The organism is Pseudomonas duriflava, from assembly GCF_007830155.1.
GTDB classification, from domain to species: domain Bacteria; phylum Pseudomonadota; class Gammaproteobacteria; order Pseudomonadales; family Pseudomonadaceae; genus Chryseomonas; species Chryseomonas duriflava.
In genome coordinates, this window is record NZ_VLKY01000006.1 from 258,376 (window position 1) to 281,038 (window position 22,663).

A 22,663-nucleotide genomic window follows, 5' to 3' on the forward strand; every position below is an offset into this window, starting at 1 on the left:
ATGAGGCAGGTCTGTTATTCGGAAAGGTTCCAGCCGAATAAGTCACAGGCGTTGCGTGTACTGGCCTGAGCCAAGGTGTCTGGAGTGATGCCAATTACTTCAGCCAGGGCGGCGCAGATATCTGGTAAGTGAGTAGGGCTGTTGCGAATGCCCGGGTACATGGCAGGCGCCATGTCAGGAGCGTCAGTTTCCAACACAATGCCGTCCAAGGGCAGACGAGGTAAGACCCTGCGCATGCGGTTGGCCTGAGGCCAGGTTGGCGCGCCGCCCAAGCCTAGCTTGAAGCCCAGCTTGAGGTATTCTCGTGCCTCCTCATAACTGCCGGAAAAGGCATGCACAATACCGGCGCGTGAGAGTTTGTAACGCTTAAGGATGGCGATGACGTCCGCATGTGCTCTGCGAACGTGAAGCAGCACGGGAAGCTCGAACGCCGTGGCAAGTTTCAAATGCTCTTCAAATACTATCTGCTGTCGGGCTTTATCGGGCGTGTCGATGTAATAATCGAGGCCGCACTCGCCGAGTGCACACAGCTTCGGATGGGAAGCGTGGCGCTCTAGCCACTGTTTCAAATCATCGATGTGCTCGGCTGCATGGGTATGAAGATAGCAGGGGTGAAGCGCCAGGGCCGCATAGAGTTCTTCATGGGCTAGCACAGTTGCCCATAGCCGTGCCCATTGGGACTGTTCAACACCAATCACTACCTGACGTTTGACGCCAAGCTGCCCACAGGTATTTAGCAGCGTTTCTCGGTCATGGTCGAAGTCGGGATAATCCAGGTGATTGTGAGTGTCGATTAGCATTGTTCGCTCCGGTTAGCGTCTTTTCAGTTGCCGGGGAATAGCATGAATGCCTGGAGCATACTGTTGATGCTCGATTGCGTTCAGCATGAGCGAAAGCGCCTGTTCTGCGATGAGCTCATGCTGCTGCGAGAGGCCATTCACTTTAAGCGGAACGAAATCGAGCAGCTGCGCATCACCGAACGTGGCAAGGCGCAGGTACGGCCAGCCGTCCGGTTGGCTCTGGAGTACATCAAACACGCCCTCTAATAGAACATAAGCCGTAGTGATCAATGCTTCAGGCATATGGCCCAGCTCTTCCATCAGTTCGAGCATACATTCGCGTCCACAGGCCCGGCTGAAATGTTCACCGTAACGGATCAGTTTGACTCCTGTGTAGTGGGCAAGAGCCGCCTCGAAACCGGCCTCGCGCTCACGGCTGATCACTAACTCAGGGCGTGCAGTGATCAGAGCGATCTCTTGGGGCGGATGATCGAGCAGGGTCTGGGTCAGCAGCGTACTGGCCGTACGATCGTCGCTGATAACCGAGCTGAACTGTGTGGGGTCGAGCTGCCGGTCTACAGCCACGACAGGCAAGCCCTCGGCTTGCAGTCGACGATAGGGCGTATCGTCATTAGCCAGGCAACTGGCAGTGATCAGGCCGTCACACCGGCGGGCCCGAAACAGAGACAGCAACTGGCGCTCGGTATCCGGCTCGTCGTCGGTGCAGGCAATAAGCAACTGGTAGCCCCGTAGGCGAGCACGGATCTCAAGCTGCTTGGCCAGGCGGGCGTAGCTCGGGTTCTCCAGGTCTGGAAGAATAAAGCCAAGGGTAAGCGTTTGCCCTCTCCGTAGTCCGGCTGCACGTTGGTCGGGCTGATAGCCGTATTGATCAACCACCTGTTGCACCCGGGCGACAGTGGCTGGACTGATGCGCCGTTGGTCGGCTTTTCCGTTGATGACGTAGCTGGCCGTCGTCACGGAGACGCCTGCCAGTCGGGCTATATCACTGAGCTTCAAGACAAGTCCTCTTGTGGCCGCGCAGTCTGGAATGCCGGTCTTGCATAACGCCATCCCGGCTGTCCTTTTTTTCTTGAGATATTGGACTCTTTTTGCCCTTTGCCTCGTGGACAGAACCCGCTGATCGACCTTTATTGTGTGTGCTGCTTCAAGGATCAACGATTATCGAGTAACGTGCCACTCTGATTTGGTGAAACGTTTCAGCAATATAGTGTCATATCGCTGTTCAAAGATCTTCCCGGTCGTCATTTCTACCTACTGACTGCCGGGAAAACCATTACAAGAAAGGCACGGCGTCTTGTAGAGGCGCACCGGGTGCCACGGAGGATTTAGATGTTCGAACTTGATGCGCAGCATATCCGCATGGGACAGCAGGCGGCGGACAAGGACAGTGCGTTGGCTATGCTGGGCGAGGCGCTGGTTCAGGACGGGCTGGTGGCGCCCGGCTATATTGATGGCCTGCGTGCGCGTGAAGCTCAAGGTTCTACCTACCTGGGGCAAGGGATTGCGATCCCTCATGGTACGCCACAGACCCGTGATCAGGTATTCACCACGGGTGTGCGAATCATGCAGTTTCCCGAAGGCGTTAGTTGGGGCGAGGGGCAGACAGCCTATTTGGCGATTGCCATCGCTGCCAAGTCCGATGAGCACCTACGTATTCTGCAGCTGCTGACCCGTGCGCTGGGTGAGAAGTCACTCGATGAGGCGATTCGCCGTGCCGATAGCGCTGAAGCGATTGTGCAGCTACTGCATGGGGCGCCTCAGGAGCTGGAGCTTGATGATCAACTGGTGCGCTTGCATGTCGAGGTGAATGATCTGGAGGAGCTGGCCTGGCAGGGGGCTCGTCTGCTCAAGCAGACGCAGTGTGTCGAAACTGGATTTGCCGGAGCCTTACAGACCAATGTACCGCTGCCGCTGGGTGATGGTTTGTGGTGGTTGCACAGTGATCACTCGGTAACGCGCCCCGGTCTTGCCTTTGTGACGCCTGAGCAGCCGTTGACGTTTGAAGGGCAGCCGCTGGAGGGGCTGTTCTGCCTGGCAAGTCTGGGTGAAGCGCATCGGGACCTGCTAGAGCGTTTGTGTGAGCTGCTGATTGCCGGTCGCGGACAAGAGCTCAGTCACGCGACCTCCAGCCGTGCGGTGCTGGAGGCTTTGGGCGGGGAGGTAGCGCCTGATTGGCCAAGTGCCCGGGTTGTGCTGCCCAACGCTCATGGTCTGCATGCACGTCCGGCCAAAGAGCTGGCACGTCTAGCCAAAGCTTCAAGCGGTGACATTCGTGTGCGTGTAGATGAAGGGGCTCCCGTATCCGCTAAAAGCCTGTCACGGTTGTTGGCATTAGGGGCACGGCGTGGGCAGGTGCTGGAGTTTTTAGCCGAACCCGGTACGGATGCCGAGGCGGCATTGTCCGACCTTGTCGCGGCCGTCGAAGCAGGTTTGGGTGAAGAGGTAGAGCCGATCAGTGCTGCCTCAGCGGCTCCGCTGACAGCTACTCCAGTGATTGAAACCAATATTCTCGCGCGTGGCGAAAATACCTCGCCACTGACAGCAGGCGATACCTTTAGCGCTATTGCAGCCGCTCCGGGCCTGGCGGTGGGGCCAGCGTATGTGATCGCCGAGCAGCGCTTTGATTTTGCTGCTGAAGGTGAAGGCGTTGCGGTAGAAATGGAGCGCCTAGAGCGCGCGCTGGCGGCGGTTCGTACCGAAATCGACGCACTGATTACACGCAGCGAAGCCGGTCCGATTCGCGATATTTTCCTGACCCATCTGGAGATGCTGGACGATCCGGATTTGCGTGAAGGTGTTCAGCTGCGGATGAAGCGCAACGCTAGCGCGGCGGCAGCCTGGAGCGCTCAGATCGATGAGGCGGCTGCTCAACAGGAAGCCTTGAAAGATGCCTTGTTGGCCGAGCGAGCGGCGGATCTGCGCGACGTAGGCCGGCGTGTGCTGGGGCATATTTGTGGTGTCGCTTTGGCCAGCGAGCCGGACGAACCTTATGTATTGGTTATGGATGAAGTTGGGCCGGGTGATGTGGCCCGGCTGGATCGGGCTCGGGTCTGTGGGATTCTAACTGCGCGGGGCGGCGCCAGCTCACACAGTGCAATCGTCTCGCGTGCGCTTGGTATTCCTGCTGTGGTCGGTGCTGGTTCGCGTGTACTGGCATTGGCTCCCAAAACCGCTCTGTTGGTGGATGGCGATCATGGCCATGTGGAAATTGCTCCAGATGCGACGCGTATCGAGCAGGTACAGGTCGAGCGCCAAGTACGCGAACGTCAGCGTAAGGAGGCCGAAGCCAGACGCTTCGAGCCGGCGATAACCCGAGACGGCAAGCGTATTGAAGTCGCAGCGAATCTAGGAAACACGGCTGATGCAGCCGCTGTGGTAGAGCAAGGCGCTGAGGCGGTTGGTCTGTTACGGACCGAGCTGGTCTTCATGAGCCATGACGCGGCGCCTGACGAAGCACAGCAGGAGCGTGATTATCGTCGGGTCCTGGATGCTCTCGATGGCCGTCCGCTGGTTGTGCGTACCCTGGACGTTGGTGGTGACAAGCCGTTGCCCTATATGCCGATTCCGGCCGAAGAAAACCCTTTTCTGGGCATACGCGGAATTCGGTTGACCTTGCGCTGCCCCGAGGTGTTGGAAACCCAATTGCGAGCCCTGCTGCGTGCTGCCGACGGGCGTCCGCTGCGCATCATGTTTCCAATGGTGGGGCGTGTGGAAGAGTGGCGGCAGGCCCGAGACATCCTGGCCCGACTTCGCCAGGAGATACCTGTTGCGGACCTGCAGGTCGGTATCATGATCGAAGTGCCATCGGCCGCTCTGCTGGCACCGGTATTGGCACAGGAAGTGGACTTCTTCAGTGTCGGTACGAATGACCTGACGCAGTACACCCTGGCGATTGATCGAGGCCATCCCTTGCTTTCCGGCGAGGCCGATGGCTTACACCCTAGCGTACTGCGTCTGATCGACATGACTGTGCAGGCTGCACATGCCCATGGCAAGTGGGTAGGTGTATGTGGTGAGCTGGCGGCTGATCCACTGGCCGTACCACTGCTGTTGGGCTTAGGGGTCGACGAGTTGAGTGTTTCGGCGCGAAGCGTACCGCTGGTCAAGGCGCGCGTTCGAGAACTGGATTTCAGTACAGCCCAAGTTTGTGCCCGGCAGGCGCTGGGACTGGCCTCGGCCGATGATGTACGCGCCAGCGTGGAGAGTTTGTAATGAGCCGTATTCTGACATTAACCCTGAACCCGGCCCTGGACCTGACTGTGCGCTTGCTGGATTTGCGTCTGGGTGAGGTAAACCGCAGTGAGGCGGTGATTACTCATGCCGCGGGTAAGGGACTGAACGTAGCCCAAGTGCTGGCCGATCTGGGGCATACCTTGACTGTGAGCGGCTTTCTCGGGGCGGATAATGCCGAGGCATTTGATGCGCTGTTTGCCCGGCGTGGCTTCGCGGATGCGTTTGTCCGTGTGCCTGGCGAGACGCGTAGCAATATCAAGCTGGCCGAGCAGAGCGGTTGCGTTACTGACATCAACGGGCCCGGCCCGGAAGTAACCGCAGAAGCACAAGCAGACCTGCTGGCCAAACTGGATCAGATCGTCCCCGGTCACGATCTGGTAGTTGTAGCTGGTAGTCTGCCTCGTGGTGTAACGCCTGAATGGCTGGCTGCCCTGATACAGCGGTTGAACTCAATGGGCGTTCGTGTAGCGCTGGATACCAGTGGAGCGGCCTTGCGGGCTGGCTTGGCAGCAGGCCCCTGGTTGATCAAGCCTAACACTGAGGAATTATCAGAGGCTTGTTCGGAGCCTGCCGAGTCAGCTGAGCAGCAGGCAGCACTGGTTGAGCGGCTAAAGGCTCAGGGGATTGCGCATATTGTAATTTCTCAGGGCAGCGCAGGTGTTCGCTGGTTCGGCCCGCAGGTATGGCAGTCCACGCCGCCCACGGTACAGGTCGCCAGTACTGTAGGCGCGGGGGATTCACTGTTAGCAGGCATGGTGCATGGCCTGCTTTCCGGATGGTCCCCTGACGATACCTTGCGTCACGCGACGGCCATTGCCGCTCTGGCTGTGACGCAGATTGGTTTCGGTATCAATGATCCCGCTCGTTTGGCGGAGCTGGCCGGGGGCGTACACGTCCAGGCCATCACAGAACAATAATTCAGGACAGCACATGAATATCTCAATCATTACTACCTGCCCAACCGGCATGGTTACCAGCGTGCTCAGTGCACGCCTGCTGGACGCGGCGGCACAACGTCGTGGCTGGAGCACCAGCGTCGAAATTCACGATGGTCCGGAAGCCACCATGCTGTCCGATGATCAGATCGCACGCTCCGAGCTCATTATCGTTGTGCATACCGGCGCTGTTGATTTACGTCGTTTCGTCGGCAAGCGTGTCTACCGGGCTTCGCCAGCGGAAGCCTTGCGGGACGTAGATGCTTTCCTATTACGTGCCGAGCAGGAAGCCAAGGTCTACGAAGCCAGTGCCGAGCCGGCCCAGGCGGCAGCTGTATCGAAGCAGCCGCGCCTGGTTGCTATTACTGCTTGCCCGACTGGAGTAGCCCATACGTTCATGGCTGCGGAGGCCTTGATACAGACTGCCAAAAAGCTGGGCTATCAGCTGGACCTGGAAACGCAGGGATCGGTTGGGGCACGTAACCCCTTGAGTCAGGAAGCGATTGCTGCCGCGGATGCTGTTCTGCTGGCTACGGATATCGAGGTAAATACGGACCGGTTTGCCGGCAAGAAAGTCTTTCGCTGTGGTACGGGCGTTGCGCTCAAACAGCCGGAGGCCACGCTCAAGCGGGCACTGACCGAAGGTGAAGTATTACGGGGAGATGCTTCGTCTACGGCATCTGCACAGGATGTATCCGGTGCGAAGAAAGAAAAGACGGGCGTCTACAAGCATCTGTTGACCGGGGTCTCCTACATGTTGCCGATGGTAGTGGCAGGTGGTCTTTTGATCGCCTTGTCCTTTGTCTTTGGCATCGAAGCCTTCAAGGAAGAGGGCACGCTGGCAGCAGCACTGATGCAGATTGGGGGTGATGCAGCCTTCAAGCTGATGGTACCCGTACTGGCAGGTTACATCGCTTACTCTATTGCTGACCGGCCGGGGCTTGCTCCTGGCATGATTGGTGGTCTGCTGGCCAGTAATCTAGGTGCTGGCTTTATTGGCGGCATTGTGGCGGGCTTCATTGCTGGTTATGTGGCGAAGGCGATTGCCCAATGGGTCCGCTTGCCGGCGAGTGTCGAGGCGCTTAAGCCGATTCTGATCATTCCCTTATTGGCGAGCCTGATTACCGGTCTGGCTATGATCTATATCGTTGGCGCTCCTGTTGCTCAAGCGTTGACAGCTTTGACAGGCTTCCTGGAAAACATGGGAACCTCCAATGCCGTACTCCTGGGTGTGGTATTGGGTGCGATGATGTGTGTAGACCTGGGTGGGCCGATCAACAAGGCCGCCTATGCCTTCACCGTGGGTCTATTGGCTTCCAAAACTTATGGCCCTATGGCGGCCACAATGGCAGCTGGTATGGTGCCAGCGATTGGCATGGGAATCGCTACTGTCCTGGCACGACGTAAGTTCGCTCAAAGCGAACGAGAAGCCGGTAAGGCTGCGTTTGTCTTGGGGCTGTGCTTTATATCCGAGGGTGCGATTCCATTCGCCGCTAAAGATCCGCTTCGGGTGATTCCGGCCAGTATCGCGGGTGGTGCACTGACTGGCGGGTTGGTCATGCTACTTAACTGCAAATTGATGGCGCCTCATGGCGGCCTGTTCGTCCTGTTGATTCCTAATGCTATCAATCATGCCTGGCTGTACCTGGCTGCCATCGCAGCAGGTAGCGTATTGACCGGAGTGGTATATGCCGTAATCAAGCGGGGCGAAGCGCAACAGGAATTGGTGCCTGCTGCGTAAGCTCACGTGATTGCATTACAGCTTCAGTTAAATAGGCTTGTCTTGAAGACAAGCCTATTTTTTTATCTCAGACAAAACCGTATTGCAGACAAAACCGTCTATTGAGAGCAGACCCTTGCTTTAAAGTGAGGGATTCTTTTTACAGGCTGCTCTAATTTTTATCATGTCCGATTCTTCTAATTTTTCTCCTAGTGATTACGCGTGTCGTAAAGCACAGCATCAGGTCCGGCGTGCTCGAAGACAACGATTGCGCAGTGTGCGTCAGCGGCTGGCCTTCTGGATGGGCGCGTTGCTCGTGGGGTTGGCGGCACTAGCGTTTGCCTGGTTGGCAGACAAGGCATTCGGCCTGTTTCAGGCCTTGCTGGACCAAAGTGCGTGGTGGCCGTGGTTGATTACACCGCTCGGGTTCGCTCTGCTGGTGTGGCTGACCGAAGGCTTGCTACGCCCTGCGCGAGGTAGTGGTATTCCACAGGTGATTGCAGCCCTGGAGCGGCCTACAAGTAGGTTTCGTAGCCAACTACTGGCGCTGCCTATCGCGGCGGCCAAAATGGGGCTGACGGTCATTGCGCTGCTGGCTGGTGGGTCAGTTGGTCGAGAAGGCCCTACCGTACATGTTGGCGCGGCCTTAATGTATGCCTTTGGGCGGCGGCTGGGGCTATATGGCCGCAAGACAGTATCAGGCCTGATTCTAGCCGGTGGCGCAGCCGGTATCGCGGCGGCATTTAACACGCCGCTGGCTGGGGTGGTTTTTGCCATCGAAGAACTCAGTCATACCTTCGAGCAGCGGTTTAGCGGATTGGTCCTGACGGCTGTGGTCATTGGCGGAATGGTAACGCTCGGCTTAGTAGGGCCATACAGCTATTTTGGTGTGGTCAGCGCGAGCTTGCCTTGGGGAAGCGCATGGAGCGCTGTGATAGCGTGCGGACTGTTGGGAGGGCTGCTGGGTGGCAGTTATGCCCGTTTGGTTATTCCAACGAAGCGCGGATGGCTGGGCCGATTAGGCGCTGTTCGTGCCCGCTTCCCGGTGCGCTTTGCCTTCATCTGCGGTCTGTTAATGGCCGTGCTGGGGCTCCTGTCAGGTCAGCACGTGTTTGGTACGGGGTATGACGAGACGCGAGCAATCCTGGAGGGCGAGCCGCTGACAGGGCATGGTTTCCTGGTATGGAAATTCCTGGCAAATGTTGTTTCCTATCTAGCTGGCATTCCCGGAGGACTTTTTTCACCTTCGCTGACGGTAGGAGCCAGTTTTGCGCCCTGGATAGCGGATTGGCTGCCCGGCGTAACGCTTAAGACCGGTGCGTTGCTGGGCATGGCCGCATATCTGGCTGGTGTAACCCGTACGCCCTTGACCTCAACGGTCATTACTCTGGAACTGGCTCATAGCCCGGACATGGCTATTCCCGTCCTGGCAGCCTGTCTGGTGTCCACAGGCGTATCCGGTTGGATCTCGCCCACATCGCTGTATCACGCCTTGGCCGAGCAACTTTTGGGCGCAGCTGAAGTAGCTGAAGAGTCTGCTAAAAAAGAGAAATAGCTCACATGCTGGTAGGCAGGCGCGGCACTGTCATAGCCCTGTCAGGCTGATGGGCTAAACCGGTTCGCTCCACTCACACAGGAGCGAACCATGAGCACGATCGACAGCGGAAGGCGCCGGCTGATTCAGGGAATAGGCGTGGGTTTATTGCTGCCCAGTGTGGCGCCAGCCGTCATCGCCAGCCCAAAACAACGGCCCAAATTGCTTGAAGGCGTTCAATCCGGTGATATCCAGGGTGATCAGGCTATCGTTTGGAGCCGCTGCGACCGCGACGCCCGCATGATCGTAGAGTGGGATACGCGGGAAAGCTTCCGGCATGCGCGGCGTCTGGTGTCGCCTGTTGCAACCGCCCAATCTGATTTCACGGCGCGGGTAGACTTGCGTGGCCTGCCTGCAGACCAGTCGATTTTCTACCGGGTGCGCTTCGAAAGTTTGCAGGACGGCACCTGGAGCGAGCCGGTATTTGGCCATCTGCGTAGCGCTCCGGCCAAACGTACGGATATTCGTTTCGTCTGGAGCGGTGATACGGTCGGCCAGGGGTTTGGCATCAATCCTGATATCGGCGGCATGCGTATCTATGAAGCGATGCGCCAACGGCATCCGGACTTTTTTCTGCACAGTGGAGACACCATTTATTCCGACGGTCCGCTCGAGGCACAACTGACTACGGTTGAGGGCAAGGTATGGCGCAATATCACTACCGAGGCCAAAAGCAAGGTAGCTGAAGCGCTAGACGAATACCGTGGTAACTATCGCTACAACCTTATGGATGAAAACCTGCGTCGCTTCAATGCTGAAGTACCGCAGATCTGGCAGTGGGATGATCATGAGACAACCAATAACTGGTCTTCTACCAAAGTGCTGGACGAGCGCTATACCGAAAAGGATATCAATGTCCTGGCCCAGCGATCACGCAAGGCCTACCTCGAATATGCACCGATGCGGTTGCAGCGGGGCGATGACGAAGGACGTATCTACCGTAAGATCAGTTATGGTCCGCGCCTGGATATCTTTGTGCTGGACATGCGCAGCTACCGAGGCGGCAACAGCACTAACGTGCAGTCCGAAATGGGACCGGAAACGGCTTTTCTGGGGCGTACTCAGCTTGACTGGCTCAAGCGTGAGCTAAAGCAGTCCAGGGCAACATGGAAAGTGATCGCGGCAGATATGCCGATCGGTCTCAATGTACAGGATGGTACCGACGCAACGGGGCAGGCACGTTGGGAGGCGATTGCCAACGGCAACGATGGTACGGCGTTGGGGCGTGAGCTGGAAATTGCCCACCTGCTGCACTATATCCGCCAGACAAAAATCCAGAATACCGTTTGGCTGACAGCCGATGTGCATTATTGCGCGGCGCACCACTACGACCCGAACCGGGCGGCCTTTCAAGACTTCGAGCCCTTTTGGGAATTCGTCGCCGGCCCACTGAACGCTGGCGCCTTTGGGCCGAATACTCTGGACAAGACGTTTGGCCCTGAAGCGGTATTCGTAAAAGCCCCTCCAGTTGCCAATAGCTCGCCGCTATCCGGCTTTCAGTTCTTTGGTGAAGTGAACATCGAAGGGCACAGCGGAGAGCTGACCGTGACTCTAAGGGATCTGGATGGAAAAGCGGTATATGAGAAAGCGTTGCAACCAGCGTAACGTAGGGTAAGGCAACGAGGCCGATAACAAATCGGCCTCGTTTGCTTCCTTAGTGATGCTCCCGCGTTGCGCGGAATTTAACGTCGGGCCAGCGTTCTTCCATTAGGCTCAGGTTGACACGGGTCGGGGCGAGGTAGGTCAAATGACCACCACCGTCGATGGCCAAATTTTCGAAAGCTTTATTCTTGAAGTCCTCGAGCTTTTTCTTGTCAGCACACTCGATCCAACGGGCAGACCAGACGTTGATCGGCTCGTAGACACACTCGACCTTGTATTCTTCCTTCAAACGGCTCGCCACGACGTCGAACTGCAGCACGCCGACGGCACCAAGGATGATGTCGTTGTTGCGCTCGGGGAAGAACACCTGGGTGGCACCTTCCTCCGCCAGTTCCTGCAAACCTTGGCGTAGCTGCTTGGACTTGAGTGGGTCCTTCAGGCGTACGCGGCGGAACAGTTCTGGAGCGAAATGGGGGATGCCGGTAAAGCCGAGGCTTTCACCTTCGGTAAACGTGTCGCCAATCTGAATAGTGCCGTGATTGTGCAAACCGATGATGTCACCGGCAAACGCCTCCTCTAATTGCTCGCGCTCGGACGAGAAGAAGGTGAGGGCATCAGCAATCTTGATATCTTTACCCAGGCGCACATGGCGCAGTTTCATGCCTTTTTCGTACTTGCCCGAACAAATCCGCATAAAGGCGATCCGGTCGCGGTGTTTCGGATCCATGTTCGCCTGGATCTTGAACACGAAGCCGGTAAATTTCTCTTCCACGGGCTGCACATCGCGCTCGTTGGAAGCGCGAGACAGCGGCGGCGGTGCCCAGTCGACTACCGCATCAAGCACCTGATCCACACCAAAGTTACCTAAGGCCGTACCAAAGAAAACCGGTGTCATCTGGCCTTTGAGGAACTCATCGTTGTTGAACTCATGGCAGGCCCCTTGGACTAGCTCCAGCTGCTCGACGAAATCATCGTACAAGTCCGCGAGATGGGCACGGGCCTCGTCCGAGTCCAGCTTGTCGATAACCTTGGTTTCGGTGCGCTCGTGGCCATGGCCAGGGGTATAGACAATGATTCTGTCTTCCGCCAGGTGATAGACACCTTTGAAGTCTCGATAGGAGCCGATCGGCCAGGTGATTGGAGCCGCTTTGATTTTCAAGACCGCCTCGATCTCGTCTAGAAGCTCGATCGGATCGCGAATGTCGCGGTCCAGCTTGTTGACGAAACTAACGATTGGAGTATCACGCAGGCGGCAGACATCCATCAGGGCGATGGTACGCGGCTCGACGCCCTTACCGCCGTCGAGCACCATCAAGGCCGAGTCCACTGCCGTCAGGGTTCGGTAGGTGTCCTCAGAAAAGTCTTCGTGGCCGGGGGTGTCGAGCAGGTTGATCATGTGCTCCCGGTAGGGGAACTGCATAACCGACGTGGTGATAGAGATACCACGCTGCTTTTCCATCTCCATCCAGTCGGAGGTGGCATGGCGGTCGGATTTACGCGACTTGACCGTACCGGCTACGGCGATGGCCTGTCCCATCAGCAGAAGCTTTTCGGTGATAGTGGTCTTACCGGCGTCCGGGTGGGAAATGATGGCGAACGTGCGCCGTTTGGCGACTTCGACAGCCTGTTTGGTCATGGAGACGAATGTCCGATGGTTTTCGTAAACCCGCGATTATAGCAAGCTGAAGCCATTGATTCGCCTGGCAATGATCAATGACCGATAGGCGCGAAACGCAAGGAGGTAAGGGCAGCCTTTACCGGGCTACCCTGCATCGCTTATTTAGGGCCGATTGCCGAACAGCTTTCGTCCTTTACATATTTTTTCAGGATGCGCCATTGTGGACGCTCCTTGTTATTAATAGGCTCGATTGCAAGGGGATAGTTACCCCAGCCCGGGCCGGCTGCCCAGTAAGTGGCTGGAACACAATGCTGCTTGAGGTATTTCAGCAGATTGTCCATTGCTTCCAGCCAGCGTGGGTCGTCATCCGGCACGCCGAACTCACCGATGTGCCCTTTCTTGTTATTGGCTTTCAGCCATTCGATAAAGGGCTCTGCGCGTTTGACGCCAATCATCGGGTCCAGCTTGCTTGTATCCTTGGACTCGTAGCGACCACCGCCGTCCTCGTCGAAATAAAGGTGTGCTGAAAAGATCAGGTTGTCCGCCGGGTCCTTGAGATCGAGGAGTTCCTTGTTAACCTGCGGCCAACGGGCACTGCTCGACCACGAGTTGCCTTCAATAAGAATAGGCCTGCTCTTGTCCACCGAGCGTATTCCGTCGATGCCATGTTGCGCCGCTGAAGCCCAGTGATCACCGACGTCATGGGGCTCGTTCATGATGTCGTAGGCAAGCAGGGCTGGATGTTGATTCCAGGCCTTGGCGACACGTTGCAAGGCGTTCTGGTAGGCCGAGTAGGGAACTGCATCAGATCCTACGATCTGGTCCCGGTAACGTCCATAATTATGAATGTCGAGCACGACACGCATCTTGTAGCGTTTGGCTGAGTCCAAAGCCTTGGTAATCAGCTCGGCATACTGCTGGTCTAGCTCGCCATTAAGCTGGGGTTGCAAACGCTCCCAGGTAATGGGAAGACGAACCACGCGCACGCCCCGATATCCCCAGCGTCTGAAATAGGAGTCGTCAGGGAAGAAATAATTGGTACCGTGTACACCTGGTAATACCTGAGCGGCAAAGCCGGCTCCCGAAAAGTTTAAGCCGATCAGATGGGACGGAAATGTTTCGGCTTGGGCATGTGGAGCAAGAAAGAGGGAAGTTAACGCCAGAAAGGCGTATTGCTTGAGTCGACGTGGAAAAAGCCTGGCTTGAGTCATTGGTTATATGCCTATGAGAAAATCTTGGGCGAGATACACCAGACCATGGCTGGTACCCTGCGGAGGCCAACAGCATATCCATGCATGTCTTGGATAAAGCAGTAGAAAGATAAAAGCATTCAGGCTGGACGTGCCGGCAAGTTGCTGCGCAGCAGAGCCGGATTGCCTTTGTAATGGAGACAGGCAGGCATGGAGTACATGGCTCGGCAGGCCTATAGCCGTATCAAACTATAGGCCTGGTTTCCTTGCTTAGCCGGCATTCAAGCGGAAGCACACCCCAGTCCAGCGTTCCGCTTCTTCCCGGGCTTCAGGCTCACTGTCGAATTCGGCAATGATACCGCCATGGGAATAGAACACCGCCCACGTCTCCTTGAGGGCGTTCTGAAACGTATCGATGAAGGATGAGGATTCCAAACTGCCGTCTAATTTGATGCCATTCACGCTAAATATCCCTATGAAGTACAAGCCATTCTTATTTATTTGGCCATAGCCTTCCTTTAAGTTAGGCACTGCATGGCGGCTAAGATTGACAATCAATGTCGCGATAGATTTTACGCCTTGAAACGTTTTTTTCACGCCTCGTCCTGCGTGGTGGGTTACAAATTTGGATGTTTTCCTTAAGAAGCTGCCTTAATGCTTCTGTAACGTGACAGGGCGCATATCAGCCAGGCCGGGCCGCGCCAGCCCTTTGGGTCGTGCCAGCGTCTCGTCTGAGATATTGAACATCGGTCTCATGCGCCGGTCGGTTTATGCAGGAACGGTTCGCTCCGGTTTCGAAGAATCAGACGGTCGTATGGGATTTTGATTGATCTTGCGAGCGCGTAGTCCTAAAGTGCGCGCCCGAACGTCCATGCTGGAAACGATCCATCCGGCTCAAGTACTGACGACGAGACAGCAAGGTCAACCGCACCGCCGCGCGTTGACCTTTTTGCTTTCGGCGACATGCCTTGGGAAGTAGGCGAACCAAAGTGGGGAAACGGATTAGGCGTTCAGCAACACCCTACGAATCCATTTGTTCTGCCAATCGGGAGTCCGACGCATGTCCATACAGGTCGAAGATTATTATTCTCGCGAAACCTTCCAAAAGATGAAGGCATTCGCCGACCAGCAGGAAACCCCCTTCGTTGTTATCGACAAGGCGACTATTGCCAAAGCCTATGACGAACTGGTCAACAATTTCCCGTTCGCCAAGATCTATTACGCTGTCAAAGCCAACCCGGCGATCGAAATTACCGAGTTGCTGCGTGATAAAGGCTCTAACTTCGATATTGCGTCGATCTATGAGTTGGACAAGGTACTCAGCACGGGCGTGAGTCCAGACCGTATCAGTTACGGCAATACCATCAAGAAAGCCAAGGACATCCGTTATTTCTACGAGAAAGGTGTGCGTATGTTCGCCACCGATTCGGAAGCTGACCTGCGTAATATTGCCAAGGCCGCGCCAGGATCGCGAATCTATGTACGCATTCTGACCGAAGGGTCAACGTCTGCTGATTGGCCGTTGTCGCGCAAATTCGGTTGCCAGCCAGACATGGCGCTGGATCTGCTGATTCTGGCCAACCAGCTTGGCTTGGTTCCATACGGCGTATCGTTCCATGTAGGCTCTCAACAGCGGGATATTGACGTGTGGGACGCCGCTGTTGCCAAGGTCAAAGTGATCTTTGAGCGTTTGAAGGAAGAAGACGGCATTACGCTGCAAATGATCAACATGGGGGGTGGTTTCCCGGCTAACTACATCCAGCGCACCAACAGCCTGGAAACGTATGCCGACGAGATTATTCGCTTCCTGAAGGAAGACTTTGGCGATGATCTGCCGGAAATCATCCTAGAGCCTGGCCGGTCATTGATTGCCAATGCGGGCATTCTGGTGAGCGAAGTCGTGCTGGTATCGCGTAAATCACGCACAGCTGTCGAGCGTTGGGTCTATACCGACGTTGGCAAGTTTTCCGGTCTGATCGAAACCATGGACGAGTCCATCAAGTTTCCGATCTGGACTGAGAAGAAGGGCGAGATGGAAGAAGTGGTCATCGCCGGTCCTACCTGCGACAGCGCCGATATCATGTACGAGCACTATCGCTATGGCCTGCCGTTGAACTTGGCAAGTGGCGACCGGCTGTACTGGTTATCGACGGGCGCCTATACCACCAGCTATAGCGCGGTGGAGTTCAACGGTTTCCCGCCGCTCAAGGCATTCTATATCTGATGTATTAAAACCCCCGCCTCGGCGGGGTTTTTAGCAAATGACTAATGCAGCTAGACAAATGTGTGTAGTAAGCGGATTTGTTCGTAGGCTGCACGGTCTGTTTCATCGCCCAGTTCTACGCTACGTTGATAATAGTCGCGCCCGATCTGCCGCAGCGTTTCATGGGTTGACTCTACTAAGGCCTGGCGGGCCGCGCGGAGAAATTTGAGGTTTCCGCCTTTTAAGGCTTCACACAGCCAATACTGGGCCTCGTCTAGCTGTCCCTGGCTGGCCAGTACGGCGGCGTAGCTGTATTGACCTCGAAAATCACCGCCTAGGGCCGAGCGTTTGTACCAGTCGAAGGCAGCAGACACATCGGCCGTTACAACCACGCCTTCTTCATAATAACGGCCAACCAGGTTCATGGATTTAGCATGACCTTGTTCTGCAGCCCTCCGGTAAAAGAGAAAGGCTTTGTATGGGTCTTGAGGAATGCCGCGTCCGGTAGCAAGTAGGTTGGCATAGTTATAGACTCCCCAGTCCAGCCCTTGTTCGGCAGCCATCCGGTAGGCTTGGGCTGCAGCGGTTGCGTCTGGCTCGCAACCCCAGCCGTGCTCCAAACAGCGCCCCATCATGTTGCGTGCCATAACATGGCCATTGTCAGCAGCAATTCTGAACCAGGTAAGTGCCAGGGCTGGATCCTTCTGGATGCCATGCCCGTCGAGCAAAATTTGACCAAGTAACGCCTGGCCATCTGCTAGTCCTTCCTTGGCTGCAGAGAGGATTACTCGAGCGGCTTCACGCGGGTTGCCCGACTCCAAGGCGGCCTGGAGGTCATCGCTGGTCAACGTTTCCTGGCGCTTCAAAAGATAGCTCATTGGTCAGACATCCACCCAGCGGCGCAAGAGGTTATGGTAAGCCCCGGTCAGCTGAACGAGAGAAGGATGGTCTGGAACATCGCGTGTCAGGTTCTGGATGGCTGTATCCATTTCGAATAGAAGGGCTCGCTGGCTGTCCTCGCGTACCAGGCTTTGAGTCCAGAAGAACGCGGCATAGCGTGCCCCTCGCGTAACTGGCTCGACCTTGTGAAGGCTGGTTCCGGGGTAGATTACGGCATCGCCGGCTGCCAGTTTCACACGCTGTGTTCCAAACGTGTCCTGGATAACGAGTTCGCCCCCATCGTAGGTGTCAGGATCGCTGAGAAACACGGTTGTTGATAGGTCAGTACGGACACGTTCAACGCCGTTCCGTACATTGCGTACGGCATTGTCGATATGAAAATCGAATGCTCCCCCAGCGGTATAGCAATTTATAAGAGGAGGAAAGATCTTGTTTGGCAAGGCAGCGGACATGAACAGGGGATGCTGCCACAGGCGATGCACGATTGCTTCGCCGATTTCGCGGGTAAGCGGATGATCCTCGGGAAGTTGTAAATTGTGCTTTGCCCTGGCGGATTGATAGCCAGCCGTGGCCTTGCCGTCCTCCCATTCCGTCTGCTCAAGGGCCTCACGGATACGCGTTGTTTCTTCAAGCGTAAAGACTTGGGGAATCGCTAACAGCATAGGAGGCTCAAAAGCTATGTGGTGGTTAAATGATATTAGTTCTCAACGTTGTATAAGTTTAATATCACGGGTTGTATCTATTCATCCATAAGGTAACAAAATAGGTACAATTTTCCACTAATGATATTGATAGTAATTCCTGTTTGCCTGTATGTTTCCCGCCTCGTTTGTGGGGATCATAGCAATGACGCGACAATTAGAATTAAGCGCTACGCCCAAGCTTCTGGCTTCGGCCGTTGGCGTAGCCATTACCGCTTTTTCGAATACATCTTTTGCCCAGCAGGCTGGCAGCGCCTCGCAGGACGCTTCTGTGGTCGATCTGAGCAGTACTACCGTCGTTGGGGAACAGACGGATGCTGGCAGCTATCAGACCAAGGAGTCGGCTTCCTCCAAATATACTGCTCCCCTGCGTGACACGCCCAAGTCTGTTACGGTTATTCCGACCCAAGTCATCAAGGACACGGGTGCACTAAGCTTGACTGATGCTCTGCGTACCGTCCCTGGCATTACCTTTGGGGCCGGTGAAGGCGGTAACCCCCAGGGTGATCGGCCTTTCATTCGCGGTTTCAGTGCAGAAAGCGACACATTCGTTGATGGTTTGCGCGACGTTGCCTCGCAAACGCGTGAAGTCTTTAATCTGGAAAGCATCGAAGTCAGTAAAGGCCCGGGCTCGGCCTATACAGGTGCTGGCTCGACTGGCGGCAGCCTTAACCTGATCTCCAAGACGCCTAAGCTGCATGATTTCGTCGACGGCGGCTTTACTTATGGTTCCGATCAGACACGCCGCACTACATTAGATGTTAACCATGTACTGACCGATTCGGCTGCCTTCCGCCTGAATCTGATGAAGCACGACGCCAATGTTGCAGGTCGTGATGGTGTTGATGTCAGCCGTTGGGGGGTAGCACCTTCGATCAGTTTTGGGCTGGGCACACCTACACGTGCGACCTTCTCCTATTACCACCTGGAAACGGATGACACGCCTGATTATGGCATTCCGCTAACCAACGTGAACCGCAGTGAGGCCAATCCGAGCCGACCGGCCCATGTTGACAAGGATAACTGGTACGGGTCGAGCCGTGACTACCGTGAGAGCACAACGGACAGTGGCACGTTCCGGATCGAGCATGACTTGAATGACAGCCTGACCTTGTCCAACAGTTTCCGGATGGTACGTACAACATTGGATTATGTTGCTACCAACCCGGACGACAGTAAGGGTAACGTTGTAAATGGTTACGTCTATCGTTCGCCCAAGAGCCGTAATTCGGTTTCTGAAGGCTGGGTCAACCAGACTGATCTGAAAGCGCTTTTCAATACAGGCTCTGTTGAGCATACGCTGGTGACGGGCTTGGAGTTCAGCTACGAAGACGTTCACAGCCGTCCTTATACGTTCACGTCCAGCGCCACAGGCAGTAACTGCCTGGCCAATGCGGCACTGTTTACTAGTGGTGACTGCACCAGCCTGTCTAACCCGTCCTATCACGACGGTTGGGACGGAACCATTGCTGAAGGCACGTCGTATACCGATACGGATATCAAAACGAGCGCAGCCTATGTGTTTGATACCCTGAAGCTCAACGAGCAATGGTCCGTGAATCTGGGACTGCGTTATGACGACTATCAGGTGAAGAGCAGTGGCTTTGGCAATAATGGTATACGTGGCGCGGCCAGCAGTAACTTCTCCAATGAAAACAATTCGCACTTTTGGAACTACCAAGCCGGTGTAGTTTATAAACCGCGGCCCAACGGCAGCATTTATGTTGCGTGGTCGACCTCCAGCAATCCATCAGGTGAAACTGCTGGCGAGGGGCTATCGGACATATCCGCAGCCAACAACGGGCTCGACCCCGAGCGTAACCGTAACTATGAGATCGGGACGAAGTGGGACTTCTTTAACGAGGCGCTGTCGCTAAACGCCGCGATCTTCCGTACTGACAAAACCAATGCTCGCGTAGCCAGCGCCGATGCCAGCGTTTCTCAGGTATTGGATGGCGAGCAACGCGTACAAGGGGTAGAGCTGGGCTTCAGCGGTAAACTGACGCCTCACTGGAAGGTCTTTGGTGGTTACACCTATCTAGACAGCGAGATCCGTAGTTCAACGACGGCCTCCGATGTAGGCAACCAGATGCCGCAAACGCCGGAAAACAATGCCACGCTGTGGACGACCTATGACCTGACGCAAGACTTCACCTTTGGTGGCGGCGCAACCTATGTTGATCAGCAGTTCGGCAATACAGCCAACTCGGTGTATATCCCGTCTTATGTGCGCTATGACGCCATGGCCGCCTACCGCATCAACAAGCACTTCGACCTGCAGCTCAACGTGCAAAACCTGACTGACAAGCGTTACTACGATCAAGTCTTCAGTACTCACATGGCGCATGTTGCTCCGGGGCGTACCGTTCTGTTAAGCACTAACTTCCACTTCTAAGAAAGACTCAATGTCTTGAAACCCGGCTCCGGTGAGTCGGGTTTTTTGTGCAAAGAGAAAATGTTTTTCTGGTAGATCCACTCAGTTGAACCGGCGGCTCGATAAGGCGAATAGTACGGATATGAAAAAGATCCTGTTTCAGTTGCACTGGCTTCTGGGCATTACAGCGGGTCTGGTTCTGGCTGTTGTAGGGGTTACAGGCGCCGCCTACAGCTTTGAGAGCGAGATCTTGCAACTGCTCAATCCGCAAAGCGTTCGGGTCGATACGCAGGGAACCGGAATTCTGTCACCCGGAGAGCTTGTGCGTCGCGTAGAGGCATCCGAGCAGAAGCGTGTGACTGGCCTGGCCATGGAGTTACAGGACGGAAAAGCAGGGCGCGTGTTTTTTATGCCGCCTCCAGGCGAGCGGCGGGGTCCCATGCGCTTGGTGGACCCGTTTACTGCCGATGTACTAGGACCGCCGCGAGGGGCCGCTTTTTTTGGGTTGATGCTGCAACTGCACCGTTTCCTCGCAATGGGTGAGACGGGAAAGGCCATCACAGGGGCTAGCACCTTGGCGCTGGTCTTTTTCTGCTTGTCCGGGCTTTATTTGCGCTGGCCTCGAAAAGCCTTGAATTGGCGTGTCTGGTTAACGCTGGACTGGGCCAAGAGAGGGCGTAGTTTTAACTGGGACCTGCATTCTGTCGCTGGCACATGGTGTCTGGCGCTCTATCTCCTGGCCGCTTTGACTGGATTGTTCTGGTCCTATGAGTGGTACCGTAACGGCCTGATTCATGTGTTAAGCGATGGCCCCGCGCAGTCGCGTGGCGAGCACGGCCCCGGTCGCCAGAAACCAGGAGGAACATCAACTGATATCGATTATGACAAGCTCTGGGCAAGCGTGCAGGTATCCACAGGCCCTGGTCTAGAGGCCTATAACCTGCGTTTTCCTCCGGCGGAGGGGCAGCCGGTTACCGTGCTCTATCGCCTGGAAGGAGCTGCGCATCCGCGTGCCTTTAACCAGCTGGAGATTGATCCGCTGACGGGCGAGGTTCGTCGTCACGAGCGCTATACCGAGAAGAGCCTAAAGAGTCAGCTGCTCGCCAGCGTTTATGTCTTGCATTCGGGTGAATACTTTGGCCTAACCGGACGCATTCTTATGTTTCTGGCCAGTCTGCTTGTACCGTTGTTCTTTATTACAGGATGGCTGCTCTACCTGGACCGCCGTCGTAAGAAGCGGGAGATACGTGCCGCACGTGGGGTAGTGGCAAGCGTTGACCACAATAGCGACTGGCTGATTGGCTTCGCGAGCCAGAGCGGTACGGCTGAGCAATTAGCCTGGCAAACTGCTTATCGCTTACAAACGGCAGGACAGGCTGTCAGCGTCCTCTCGTTGGCACAGTTGACGGCCGAGCGTTTAGCTCAAGCAAACCGCGCATTATTTGTGGTCAGTACGTTTGGCGATGGTGAGGCGCCTGACAGCGCCCGCCGTTTTGAGCGCAGGCTATTGGGCCAAGACCTAACGCTGGATCGTTTGAAATACGCCGTGTTGGCATTAGGTGATCGACAGTATCCCGCGTTCTGTGGATTTGGCAGGCGATTACAAGCGTGGTTAGGCAGTCGCGGAGCGCAAACTTTGTTCGAAACCGTTGAGGTCGACAGAGACGACGCTATAGCGCTAGCCCGCTGGAATCAGGGGTTGATTGATCTAGGGGCACCGTTAGCTACACCGGCCTCGGTGCCTTTAGAGGAATGGCGGTTAGTGAGTCGGACATGCCTGAACTCTCAGGGAGAGGGCTGGCGTACCTACCGGTTGGCATTGCAGTCTGTTTCCGGCGCGCAGTGGGCAGCAGGCGATCTGATAGAGATCCTACCCCGACATCCTGAGGAGCACGTAGCCTGTTGGCTGGCGCCGTTAGGGCTCGATCCGCAGACCCTCGTATGCGTGGACGGGCTGGACTTAACGCTGGGGCAGGCACTGGCTGCCCGATTATTGCCTGATAACCCGCAACATCTGATTGGCATGCATGCACAGGCCTTGGTCGAGGCTCTTATACCCTTGTCCGTACGGCAATATTCGATTGCTTCGGTACCTGCCGAGGGGCTGGCAACTCTGCTGGTTCGGCAGGAAAAAAAGTCCAGTGGTGAGTGGGGCATCGCCTCGGGCGGGCTGACATTGCATACAGCACTCAACGATGTGGTATGGGCGCGGATACGTCCCAACCCGGCTTTTCATATTCCGGCAGATGATCGACCTGTCATTCTGATTGGTAACGGCACAGGCATGGCAGGACTACGCAGCCTACTGAAAGCCCGAATCGAAGCAGGGTATACGCATAACTGGCTAATTTTTGGTGAGCGTAATGCACAGCACGATTACTACTTCAGGGAAGACATCGAGCGCTGGTGGGACCAGGGGCAGCTGGCCCGTCTGGATCTGGCCTTTTCCCGAGATCAGGCGGAAAAGATTTATGTGCAGGATCGCTTGTACGAGTCCTCGGAGGAGTTGCGTAAATGGATCGCGCAAGGGGCTTCGCTGTATGTGTGCGGCAGTTTACAGGGCATGGCAAAAGGCGTGCATGCCATGTTGATTAAGGTGTTGGGAGAGGAGCAGGTTGAGCAGCTTCTTGAGGAGGGTCGCTACAAGCGGGATGTTTATTAAGAACATCCCGGTGCGGCCAGGGGAACTGCCAGGGCCGCATGTCTCTCAGTGGTTATAGCAATATAAAAAGGAATACTCGGCAGAATTTTTCCTTCTGGGGTCTCGTGTCTGCACAAGGGTGGCAGGTACGA

At 55.8% G+C, this 22,663-nt stretch carries 15 protein-coding genes; 8 read left to right on the plus strand and 7 right to left on the minus strand.

Annotation, left to right across the window (positions count from 1 at the left end; translation table 11 throughout):
• Positions 1 to 14 precede the first annotated feature (14 nt).
• Together IQ22_RS10890 and cra are read right to left on the minus strand one after the other, a co-directional pair.
• Entirely contained in the window at positions 15 to 800 is a 786-nt protein-coding gene (locus IQ22_RS10890) for a TatD family hydrolase (RefSeq protein ID WP_145141629.1), read from the minus strand.
• 12 nt (positions 801 to 812) lie between these two features.
• Positions 813 to 1,796, minus strand: coding sequence for a catabolite repressor/activator (gene cra / locus IQ22_RS10895; RefSeq protein ID WP_145141631.1), 984 nt, complete (start codon positions 1,794 to 1,796; stop codon positions 813 to 815).
• A 333-nt stretch (positions 1,797 to 2,129) separates the two neighbouring features.
• Here cra and ptsP point away from each other — a divergent pair, with 333 nt between their 5' ends.
• The 5 genes from ptsP to IQ22_RS10920 all read left to right on the plus strand — a co-directional run bounded on the left by ptsP (position 2,130) and on the right by IQ22_RS10920 (position 10,887).
• Positions 2,130 to 5,012 (plus strand): phosphoenolpyruvate--protein phosphotransferase, encoded by a 2,883-nt coding sequence (gene ptsP, locus IQ22_RS10900; protein WP_145141633.1) that lies wholly within the window; start codon positions 2,130 to 2,132, stop codon positions 5,010 to 5,012.
• The gene (gene pfkB, locus IQ22_RS10905) at positions 5,012 to 5,950 is read left to right on the plus strand and encodes a 1-phosphofructokinase (RefSeq protein ID WP_145141635.1); all 939 of its coding nucleotides are present in this window, start codon (positions 5,012 to 5,014) and stop codon (positions 5,948 to 5,950) included. Before ptsP ends, pfkB begins: the two co-directional genes overlap by 1 nt.
• Before the next feature lie 13 nt (positions 5,951 to 5,963).
• Positions 5,964 to 7,709, plus strand: a complete 1,746-nt coding sequence (locus IQ22_RS10910; protein WP_145141637.1) for a fructose-specific PTS transporter subunit EIIC — start codon at positions 5,964 to 5,966, stop codon at positions 7,707 to 7,709.
• Positions 7,710 to 7,872: 163 nt separating this feature from the next.
• A complete protein-coding gene (locus IQ22_RS10915; RefSeq protein WP_145141639.1) occupies positions 7,873 to 9,243 on the plus strand; it encodes a chloride channel protein in 1,371 nt (456 codons plus the stop codon).
• Positions 9,244 to 9,333: 90 nt separating this feature from the next.
• Positions 9,334 to 10,887: an alkaline phosphatase D family protein gene (locus tag IQ22_RS10920; RefSeq protein WP_145141641.1), complete on the plus strand. Its 1,554-nt coding sequence runs from the start codon at positions 9,334 to 9,336 to the stop codon at positions 10,885 to 10,887.
• Between the two features lie 49 nt (positions 10,888 to 10,936).
• Here IQ22_RS10920 and IQ22_RS10925 read toward each other — a convergent pair whose 3' ends face one another.
• From IQ22_RS10925 to IQ22_RS10935, 3 genes are all read right to left on the minus strand, one after another.
• Positions 10,937 to 12,520, minus strand: a complete 1,584-nt coding sequence (locus tag IQ22_RS10925; protein WP_145141643.1) for a peptide chain release factor 3 — start codon at positions 12,518 to 12,520, stop codon at positions 10,937 to 10,939.
• A 140-nt stretch (positions 12,521 to 12,660) separates the two neighbouring features.
• Positions 12,661 to 13,713, minus strand: coding sequence for a glycoside hydrolase family 5 protein (locus IQ22_RS10930; protein WP_145141645.1), 1,053 nt, complete (start codon positions 13,711 to 13,713; stop codon positions 12,661 to 12,663).
• Between the two features lie 249 nt (positions 13,714 to 13,962).
• The gene (locus IQ22_RS10935; protein WP_145141647.1) at positions 13,963 to 14,289 is read right to left on the minus strand and encodes a hypothetical protein; all 327 of its coding nucleotides are present in this window, start codon (positions 14,287 to 14,289) and stop codon (positions 13,963 to 13,965) included.
• Between the two features lie 463 nt (positions 14,290 to 14,752).
• On the opposite strand from IQ22_RS10935, the gene IQ22_RS10940 reads away from it, so the two are divergent.
• Positions 14,753 to 15,916 carry a type III PLP-dependent enzyme gene (locus IQ22_RS10940; RefSeq protein WP_145141649.1) on the plus strand — a complete coding sequence of 388 codons (1,164 nt, stop codon included), beginning with the start codon at positions 14,753 to 14,755 and terminating at the stop codon, positions 15,914 to 15,916.
• 50 nt (positions 15,917 to 15,966) lie between these two features.
• Here IQ22_RS10940 and IQ22_RS10945 read toward each other — a convergent pair whose 3' ends face one another.
• Positions 15,967 to 16,773: a tetratricopeptide repeat protein gene (locus tag IQ22_RS10945; RefSeq protein WP_145141651.1), complete on the minus strand. Its 807-nt coding sequence runs from the start codon at positions 16,771 to 16,773 to the stop codon at positions 15,967 to 15,969.
• 3 nt (positions 16,774 to 16,776) lie between these two features.
• Positions 16,777 to 17,457 (minus strand): Fe2+-dependent dioxygenase, encoded by a 681-nt coding sequence (locus tag IQ22_RS10950; RefSeq protein ID WP_145141653.1) that lies wholly within the window; start codon positions 17,455 to 17,457, stop codon positions 16,777 to 16,779.
• A gap of 184 nt (positions 17,458 to 17,641) precedes the next feature.
• On the opposite strand from IQ22_RS10950, the gene IQ22_RS10955 reads away from it, so the two are divergent.
• Positions 17,642 to 19,891 carry a TonB-dependent receptor gene (locus IQ22_RS10955; protein WP_145141655.1) on the plus strand — a complete coding sequence of 750 codons (2,250 nt, stop codon included), beginning with the start codon at positions 17,642 to 17,644 and terminating at the stop codon, positions 19,889 to 19,891.
• A gap of 121 nt (positions 19,892 to 20,012) precedes the next feature.
• On the plus strand, positions 20,013 to 22,532 hold the full coding sequence (locus tag IQ22_RS10960; protein ID WP_145141657.1) for a sulfite reductase flavoprotein subunit alpha: 2,520 nt from the start codon (positions 20,013 to 20,015) through the stop codon (positions 22,530 to 22,532).
• Positions 22,533 to 22,663: the final 131 nt, after the last annotated feature.

Excerpts from the sequence above, each read along its gene's own strand:
- IQ22_RS10920 (WP_145141641.1), top strand. The coding sequence starts at position 9,334 with ATGAGCACGATCGACAGCGGAAGGCGCCGGCTGATTCAGGGAATAGGC.
- IQ22_RS10945 (WP_145141651.1), bottom strand. The coding sequence starts at position 16,773 with ATGAGCTATCTTTTGAAGCGCCAGGAAACGTTGACCAGCGATGACCTC.
- IQ22_RS10925 (WP_145141643.1), bottom strand. The coding sequence starts at position 12,520 with ATGACCAAACAGGCTGTCGAAGTCGCCAAACGGCGCACGTTCGCCATC.
- IQ22_RS10910 (WP_145141637.1), top strand. The coding sequence starts at position 5,964 with ATGAATATCTCAATCATTACTACCTGCCCAACCGGCATGGTTACCAGC.
- IQ22_RS10940 (WP_145141649.1), top strand. The coding sequence starts at position 14,753 with ATGTCCATACAGGTCGAAGATTATTATTCTCGCGAAACCTTCCAAAAG.
- IQ22_RS10955 (WP_145141655.1), top strand. The coding sequence starts at position 17,642 with ATGACGCGACAATTAGAATTAAGCGCTACGCCCAAGCTTCTGGCTTCG.
- IQ22_RS10930 (WP_145141645.1), bottom strand. The coding sequence starts at position 13,713 with ATGACTCAAGCCAGGCTTTTTCCACGTCGACTCAAGCAATACGCCTTT.
- ptsP (WP_145141633.1), top strand. The coding sequence starts at position 2,130 with ATGTTCGAACTTGATGCGCAGCATATCCGCATGGGACAGCAGGCGGCG.
- IQ22_RS10915 (WP_145141639.1), top strand. The coding sequence starts at position 7,873 with ATGTCCGATTCTTCTAATTTTTCTCCTAGTGATTACGCGTGTCGTAAA.
- IQ22_RS10960 (WP_145141657.1), top strand. The coding sequence starts at position 20,013 with ATGAAAAAGATCCTGTTTCAGTTGCACTGGCTTCTGGGCATTACAGCG.
- IQ22_RS10890 (WP_145141629.1), bottom strand. The coding sequence starts at position 800 with ATGCTAATCGACACTCACAATCACCTGGATTATCCCGACTTCGACCAT.
- pfkB (WP_145141635.1), top strand. The coding sequence starts at position 5,012 with ATGAGCCGTATTCTGACATTAACCCTGAACCCGGCCCTGGACCTGACT.
- IQ22_RS10950 (WP_145141653.1), bottom strand. The coding sequence starts at position 17,457 with ATGCTGTTAGCGATTCCCCAAGTCTTTACGCTTGAAGAAACAACGCGT.